The 8466-nt window shown below is 70.6% G+C and carries 4 protein-coding genes; 3 read left to right on the top strand and 1 reads right to left on the bottom strand.

Going from position 1 to position 8466, the window contains the following annotated elements:
* Window positions 1–62: 62 nt before the first annotated feature.
* From AC13HU_RS25100 to AC13HU_RS25090, 3 genes are all read left to right on the top strand, one after another.
* Window positions 63–569 carry a DUF6912 family protein gene (locus AC13HU_RS25100; RefSeq protein ID WP_483044208.1) on the top strand — a complete coding sequence of 169 codons (507 nt, stop codon included), beginning with the start codon at window positions 63–65 and terminating at the stop codon, window positions 567–569.
* Window positions 570–634: 65 nt separating this feature from the next.
* Complete coding sequence (locus tag AC13HU_RS25095) at window positions 635–1288, top strand: HAD family hydrolase (protein WP_483044207.1); 654 nt, start codon at window positions 635–637, stop codon at window positions 1286–1288.
* Between the two features lie 267 nt (window positions 1289–1555).
* Window positions 1556–6526 carry an NAD-glutamate dehydrogenase gene (locus AC13HU_RS25090; RefSeq protein ID WP_483044206.1) on the top strand — a complete coding sequence of 1657 codons (4971 nt, stop codon included), beginning with the start codon at window positions 1556–1558 and terminating at the stop codon, window positions 6524–6526.
* 79 nt (window positions 6527–6605) lie between these two features.
* Here AC13HU_RS25090 and AC13HU_RS25085 read toward each other — a convergent pair.
* A partial coding sequence (locus AC13HU_RS25085; RefSeq protein WP_483044205.1) for a serine/threonine-protein kinase occupies window positions 6606–8466 on the bottom strand: 1861 nt, incomplete at its 5' end.

Here is an 8466-nt window from a genome sequence, read left to right as displayed (position 1 = left end):
GGGAATGCGGTGGACGGGCGAGATTCACCTGTGAAGGTGGTGGCACCCGTATGCTTCACGCCATGCGCGTCTACATTCCCACCACTCTCGCCGGGCTGGCCGAGGCGTACAAGGCGGGCGAGCTGGGTCCGGCACCGCTGGACGCCTTCGCGGTCACACCGAGCCTGCGCGAGTGGTACGTCTCCGACGACATCGAGGAACTCGAGTACGCGGCGCTGACCCGGGCCGCCCAGGCGTCGCTGCGGATGCTGGCCGTGCGGCCCGAAGTGCCGCGCAGGCGCGTGGTCGTGGCGGTGGACGTGGCCGACGGCGCAGTGCGCCACGACCCCGACCGCGGCCTCGATCCGGCCGGGCTCGGCGAGGTACGGCTGACCGGCGCGGTGCGGCTCGCCGAGGCTGCCGCGGTGCATGTGGACGCCGACGACGCCGAGGCCGACGTGCGGGCCGCGGCCGACGCGGTGGGCGCGGTGGACGCCGGTGACGAGGACGCACAGTTCACCGTCGACGGTGCCGAGGATCACGAGCTTTTGTGGTATGCGACGCAGGAGATTCCCAACCTGATCGGCTGACACCGCACGGAAGTTATCCACAGGCCGGAAACGGGCTGTCGCTCTGCGCGAGTAACGTTCCTGGTGTGAACGCGCACCTCGTATGGGACTGGAACGGGACCCTCTTCAACGACATCGAAGCGGTGGTCGGGGCGACCAACGCCTCCTTCGCCGAGCTCGGCCTGCCCCCGATCACGGCCGAGCGATACCGCGAGCTGTACTGCGTGCCCGTGCCGCGTTTCTACGAGCGGCTGCTGGGCCGGCTGCCCTCCGACGAGGAGTGGGCCGTGATGGACGCGGGCTTCCAGCGGCACTACCTGCGGCTGGCCGAGCAGTGCGGGCTCGCCGACGGGGCGGCCGAGCTGCTTGCATCACGGCAGGCGTTGGGCGTCACCCAGTCACTGTGCTCGCTCGCCACCCGGCAGCAGCTGCTGCCGTTCGTCACCGCCCACGGCATCGGCGGGCACTTCCTGCGGATCGACGGCCGCAGCGGCGCGGCGAGCGAGGGGAAGTCCGGCCAGATGGCCCGGCACCTGGCTGCGCTCGACGGCCTCGACGGCCGCCCCGTCGTGGTCATCGGCGACGCCCTGGACGACGCGGCCGCCGCTGCCCACGTGGGCGCGTTCGCGGTGCTGTACACCGGCGGTTCACACAGCCGTGCGAGCCTGGAGACCGCCGGGGTGCCGGTCGCCGACAGCCTTGTCGAGGCCGTCGAGCTGGCCGAGCGAATAGCGGGCTGACCTGGACAGGAGCCCCGGTTTCTGTCCATTCGGGCCAAACGTGTGTGGTGCATTTGTACGAAGACGGCGCATGACAGCCACCCCTGCCGGGACGGTAGCCTGACGGGCGTGATCACTGTTGATCCGTGCTCCGGGGGCATCGCGTGCTGACGGGCACGACGAGCCTCCTTTCCGGCATAGCGTCGTCCCGTAGCGGAAACCCCGCGTCGCGGTACGTCGTGCCATCAACCGACGTCACGCAATGGCGCGCGACAGGAGTCAGAGGACATGCAGACCAAGCTGGACGAAGCCAAGGCGGCGCTTCTCGAACGGGCGGCTCTGGCAGGTGAGAACAGCCCGGCGGGAGGACCCCCCGGCCAGGGCCTCGACGCGCAGGCGCTGACCGCGTTTCTCCAGCGCTACTACCTGCACAGCGCACCCGAGGACCTGATCGACCGCGACCCGGTCGACGTCTACGGTGCCGCGATGTCGCACCACCGCCTGGCGGAGAACCGCCCGCAGGGCACGGCCAACCTTCGGGTGCACACCCCCACGGTGGAGCAGAACGGCTGGCAGTGCAGCCACACCGTGGTCGAGGTCGTCACCGATGACATGCCCTTCCTGGTGGACTCGGTCACCAATGCGCTGACCCAGGCGAACCGGGCGATCCACGTGGTCGTCCACCCGCAGTTCCATGTCCGCCGCGATGTCGCCGGCAAGCTGATCGAGGTCATCGGGTACGCCTCGAAGGCCGAGGGCGAGTCGCTGCCGCACGACGTGCTGGTGGAGTCCTGGATCCATGTCGAGATCGACCGGGAGACCGATCGGGACGACATCAAGGAGATCACCGCCGATCTGCGCCGCGTGCTGTCCGACGTGCGCGAGTCCGTCGAGGACTGGACGAAGATGCGGCAGGCCGCGCTCACCATCGCCGACGAACTGGCCGCCTCCCCGCCACCGCTGCCGGAGCAGGAGACCAGCGATGCGTGGGAGCTGATGCGCTGGCTCGCCGACGACCACTTCACCTTCCTCGGCTACCGCGAGTACGAACTCACCACCGACACCGATGACACCGCCGGCGACGCTGATGCCGAGGGCGAGGACGTGCTCGTCGCCGTGCCCGGCACCGGCCTGGGCATCCTGCGCTCCGATCCGCAGCACCCGCACAACGACGGCACCCACCCCAGCCATCCCGGCTCGCCGTCCTTCAGCCGGCTGCCCGCAGACGCCCGCAAGAAGGCCCGCGAGCACCGGCTGCTGATCCTCACCAAGGCCAACAGCCGCTCCACGGTGCACCGCCCGTCGTACCTGGACTACATCGGGGTCAAGAAGTTCGACGCCGAGGGCAACGTGATCGGCGAGCGGCGCTTCCTCGGGCTGTTCTCCTCCAGCGCCTACACCGAGTCGGTGCGCCGGGTGCCCGTGGTCCGCCGCAAGGTCGAGGAGGTCCTCGAAGGCTCCGGATACCAGGTCGGCAGCCACGACGGCCGCGACCTGCTCCAGATCCTGGAGACCTACCCGCGCGACGAGCTGTTCCAGACCGGCGTCGACGAACTGCGCTCCATCGTCACCAGCGTGCTGTACCTCCAGGAGCGCCGCAAGCTCCGGCTCTACCTGCGCCAGGACGAGTACGGCAGGTACTACTCCGCGCTGGTCTACCTGCCGCGGGACCGCTACACCACCGCGGTGCGGCTGCGGCTGACCCACATCCTCCAGGAGGAACTGGGCGGCCGCAGCGTCGACTTCACCGCCTGGAACACCGAGTCGGTGCTCTCCCGGCTGCACTTCGTGATCCGCGTCAACCCCGGCAGCCGGCTCCCCGAACTCGACGAGTCCGATGCCGAGCGGATCGAGAACCGGCTCGCCGCGGCCGCCCGGTCCTGGGCCGACGGCTTCGCCGAGGCACTCAACGCCGAGTGCGGCGAGGAGCGCGCCGCCGAACTCGGCCGCCGCTACGGGGACGCGTTCCCAGACGGCTACCGGGCCGACTTCGCGCCACGGGTCGCCGTCGCGGACCTCCAGCACATCGAGAGCCTGGGCGAGGACGACTTCACCCTCTCGCTCTACGAACCGGTCTCCGCCGCCCCCGAGGAGCGCCGCTTCAAGATCTACCGCACCGGCGCCCCGGTATCGCTCTCCGCGGTGCTTCCGGTGCTCCAGCGGCTCGGCGTCGAAGTCGTCGACGAGCGCCCCTACGAGCTGCGCCGTGTCGACAACTCGCGGGCGTGGGTCTACGACTTCGGGCTGCGCCTCGACCCCGCGCTCGGCGATCTGGGAGACGACGCGCGCGAGCGGTTCCAGGAGGCGTTCGCCGCGACCTGGACCGACCGGGCCGAGAACGACGGCTTCAACTCGCTGGTGCTGCGGGCCGGGCTGGACTGGCGGCAGGCGATGGTGCTGCGCGCCTACGCGAAGTACCTGCGGCAGGCCGGTTCGACCTTCAGCCAGGACTACATGGAGGACACCCTCCGTACGAACGTCCACACCACCCGGCTACTGGTCAACCTCTTCCAGGCCCGGCTCTCGCCCGACCACCAGAAGGCCGGCAGTGAACTGACCGACGGCATCCTGGAGGAGCTGGAGGGCGCCCTCGACCAGGTCGCCAGCCTCGACGAGGACCGCATCCTGCGTTCCTTCCTCACCCTGATCAAGGCGACGCTGCGCACCAACTACTTCCAGCGCGGCACGGATGGCAAGCCGCACTCCTACCTGTCGATCAAGTTCGACCCGCAGGCCGTGCCCGATCTGCCCGCGCCCCGCCCGGCCTACGAGATCTGGGTGTACAGCCCGCGGGTCGAGGGCGTGCACCTGCGGTTCGGGAAGGTCGCCCGTGGTGGGCTGCGCTGGTCCGATCGCCGTGAGGACTTCCGCACCGAGGTGCTGGGTCTGGTCAAGGCCCAGATGGTGAAGAACACCGTGATCGTGCCGGTCGGCGCGAAGGGCGGGTTCGTCGGCAAGCGGCTGCCCGACCCTGCCGTCGATCGTGACGCGTGGATGGCGGAGGGCATCGCCTCGTACCGGACGTTCATCTCCGGTCTGCTCGACATCACCGACAACCTGGTCGGCGGCGAGGTGGTGCCGCCGCAGGACGTGGTCCGGCACGACGAGGACGACACGTATCTGGTGGTGGCGGCGGACAAGGGTACCGCGTCGTTCTCCGACATCGCCAACGAGGTCGCCGTCTCGTACGGGTTCTGGCTCGGCGACGCCTTCGCATCCGGCGGGTCGGTCGGTTACGACCACAAGAAGATGGCCATCACCTCCTCCGGCGCCTGGGAGTCGGTGAAACGACACTTCCGGGAGACCGGCCACAACACGCAGGAAGAGGACTTCACCGTCGTCGGTATCGGCGACATGTCCGGCGACGTCTTCGGCAACGGCATGCTGCTGTCGGAGCACATCCGACTGGTGGCCGCCTTCGACCACCGGCACATCTTCCTCGACCCGAACCCGGACGCGGCCACCTCCTACGCCGAGCGGCGTCGGATCTTCGAACTGCCGCGCTCCTCCTGGGCCGACTACAACTCCTCGCTGATCTCGGCCGGCGGCGGCATCTACCCGCGCACCGCCAAGGCGATCCCGGTCAGCGCGCCGGTCCGTGCCGCGCTCGGCATCGAGTCCAAGGCGGCGAAGCTCACCCCGGCCGAGCTGATGAAGGCGATCCTCAAGGCCCCGGTCGACCTGCTGTGGAACGGCGGTATCGGCACCTACGTCAAGGCGTCCACCGAGACGCAGGCGGACGTCGGCGACAAGGCGAACGACCCGATCCGGATCGACGGCGCCGACCTGCGGGTCAAGGTGGTCGGTGAGGGCGGCAACCTCGGCTTCACGCAGCTCGGCCGGATCGAGTTCGCCCGCTCCGGCGGCCCCGACGGCACCGGCGGCCGGATCAACACCGACGCGATCGACAACAGCGCTGGCGTGGACGCCTCCGACCACGAGGTCAACATCAAGGTGCTGCTCAACAGCACCGTCGCCGAGGGCGACATGACGGTCAAGCAGCGCAACACGCTGCTCGCCGAGATGACGCACGACGTCGGCAACCTGGTGTTGCGCAACAACTACGCGCAGAACGTGGCGCTGGCCAACAGCATGGCGCAGGCCGGCAGTCTGCTCCACGCGCACCAGCGGTTCATGCGGCGGCTGGTGCGGGACGGTCGGCTGGACCGGGCGCTGGAGTTCCTGCCCACCGACCGGCAGATCCGGGAGCGATCGGCGGCCGGTGTGGGGCTGACCCAGCCGGAGATGGCCGTCATCCTCGCCTACGCCAAGATCACCGTGGCCGACGAGCTGATCCAGACCGAGCTGCCCGACGACCCGTATCTGCGGTCCCTGCTGCACGCGTACTTCCCGGTGGCACTGCGGGAGCGTTTCGCCACGCAGATCGACAACCACGCGCTGCACCGCGAGATCGTCACCACCGTGCTGGTCAACGACACGGTGAACACCGGCGGCACCACGTTCCTGCACCGTTTCCGGGAGGAGATCGGCGCGACCACCGAGGAGATCGTGCGGGCGCACACCGCGGCCCGGACGATCTTCGACCTCGGCCCGATCTGGGACGCGGTCGAAGCGTTGGACAACACGGTCGCGGCCGATGTGCAGACCCGGATCAGGTTGCACTCGCGGCGGCTGGTGGAGCGCAGCACCCGCTGGTTGCTCAACAACCGGATGCAGCCGCTCCAGATCGCCGAGACCATCGAGTTCTTCGGGGAGGGCGTCACCGCGGTGTGGTCGCGGCTGCCGAAGCTGCTGTGCGGTGCGGACCTGGAGTGGTACGGCGGGCTGCATGACGAGCTGACGGCCGCCGGGGTGCCGGACGAGCTGGCGACGCGGGTGGCCGGGTTCTCCTCGGTGTTCCCGGCGCTGGACATCGTGGATGTGGCGCGGCGGGCCGGCAAGGAGCCGCTGGACGTCGCCGAGATCTACTTCGACCTCGCCGACCGGTTGGGCATCACCCAACTGCTCGACCGGATCATCCAGTTGCCGCGGGACGACCGCTGGCAGTCGATGGCGCGGGCCGCGATCCGCGAGGACCTGTTCGCGGCGCACGCGGCGCTCACCGCCGACGTGCTGAGCGCGGGCGAGGCCGGTGCCACCCCGGAGGAGCGCTACAACGCGTGGGAGGAGCGCAACTCCGGACTGGTCAACCGGGCCAGGACCACGCTGGAGGAGATCCAGGGCTCGGAGGAGTTCGATCTGGCGAGCCTGTCGGTGGCGATGCGGACGTTCCGCACGCTGCTGCGCACCCACCACTGAGGTCCGGGGGCGGGCGCCACGGCGTCCGCCCCCCGCGGGCTCGGTCGACCCGCGACGCCGCCTATCGTGCACCAGGTCGTTACTGGCTCGGCATCTTCCACAAGGTGAGCTTGCCGGTGTAGACGGGTGTCTTGTAGTAGTTCTCGCTCGGGGTGGTGCCGGTGATCAGCCACATGGCGAGGTGGCCGGAACTGGTCACGGTGCAGAGCCGGTCGCCGGTCTTGATCAGCGGGTTGTCGCCGACCAGGTCGTTCGCCTGGACCTGGCCCGGCAGCGGGTTGGCCTCGGCCGCCTCCCGGCAGTCCGCGGGGGACGCGCTCGTGGATTTGCCCGTGGGCGTGTCGAAGGTGAGGTAGTCGTCGCTGTAGTTGAACTCGACCTGGCCGCCGGGGAGGCTGTCCTTCGGGTCGACCAGCGGCGTGTCGAGGTCGACGTCGGGGCCGGGGGAGATGGAGTTGGGCGGGTGGACCGTCAGCGAGCGGTCCTTGAATATCACCTGGTAGTCGCCGTCGGCGGCCGGGCCGCTGCCGGAGGTGGTGGTGTCCGTTCCGGTGGGCGGTGTGGTCGCGGTGCTGCTCGGCGTGCCGTCGGTTGCCGGGCCGCCGGGGTGCGCGGCGGGCGCCGACGTGGTGTGGTCCGAGCCGGCGGAGGAGTGGCCGTCGTCGCTGGTGTACCGGGTGATGGCGTAGGTCAAGGTGACCGCCAGGACCAGGGCGAGCGCACCGCCGCCGATCACCAGCAGCTTGTGGGTACGGCCGCCCGGGGTCGGGACGGGCCGCGGCTCGGAGTCGGCGGGCGGCAGGCCGTAGCCGGTGGACGGCTGCCCGGCGCCCGGGCTGCCCGTCCCCGGGGAGTCGGGTGTGCCTGCTCCCGGCTGGCCCGGCGTACCTGGGCCCGCTGCGAAACCGGTCGGCGGCGCGAAGGCGTTCGGGGGCTGCCCGGGCGGCGGCCCGGCCGGGTAGCCGGGGGGCGGTGCGAAGCCTGGCGGGTCCGGCATGGTCGGCCCGGGGACGGGTTCCGGCTGCGGCGGCTGCTTGGCGGCGGCCTCCCGTCGTACGATCTCGGCCGAGATCGGCTGCGGCAGCCAGCCGGTGAAGTCCCGCAGTGAGCGGCCGGCCGCGTGTGCGCACAGTTCGGCCAGCTCCGCGGGGGAGGGCCGCACTGCGGGGTCGGCGGTGAGGCAGCGGGTCAGCAACGGCCGCAGTGTGTCGGGGTAGCCGGACAGGTCCGGCGGTCGTATGGAGGTGTTGGCGATCTTCGTGGCGAGGGTGATGGCGCCCGCGTCGCCGTACGGGTGGCGGCCGGTGGCGGCGACGGCGGCGATCAGGCCGAGCGAGAACAGGTCGGCGGCCGGGGTGAGTTCGTGACCGTTCGCGTGCTCGGGGGACATGTACTGCGGGGTGCCGATGAGACCGCCGCTGCGGGTGAGCTGCGTGGAGTCGGCGGCTCTGGCGATGCCGAAGTCGATCACCCACGGCCCGCCGGCGGCCAGCAGGATGTTGCTGGGCTTGAGGTCGCGGTGGATGACCCCGGCCGCGTGCACGGCACGCAGCGCCTCCGCGGCGCAGCCGACGAGTTGGAGCACGGTCGGCAGCGGCAGGGTGCCGTACCGGGACAGCGCCTCGTCGAGCGGCAGCCCCGGCACGAAGGTGGTGGCCAACCACGGCTGGTCGCCGGTGGTGTCGTGATCGACGACCGGTACGACGTGGTAGCCCTGCACCTGCCGGGCGGCCCGCACCTCCTGTTGGAAGCGGCGCCGGAACTCCTCGTCGCGGGTGTACTCGCGCCTGATCAGCTTCAGGGCGACCGGCTGCCCGCCACGGGTGTGCGAGAGGTAGACCGTTCCCATGCCGCCCTCGCCGATCCGGGCGACCAGCCGGTAGCCGGCCTGCTCGCGCGGGTCCTGGGGGCCGAGCGGGCGTAACTGGCCGCCCTGGTCC

It is taken from the genome of Streptomyces sp. NH27 (assembly GCF_056859195.1).
Note: the sequence above shows the minus strand (reverse complement) of the source record. Positions and strands in the feature narration are given on the sequence as shown.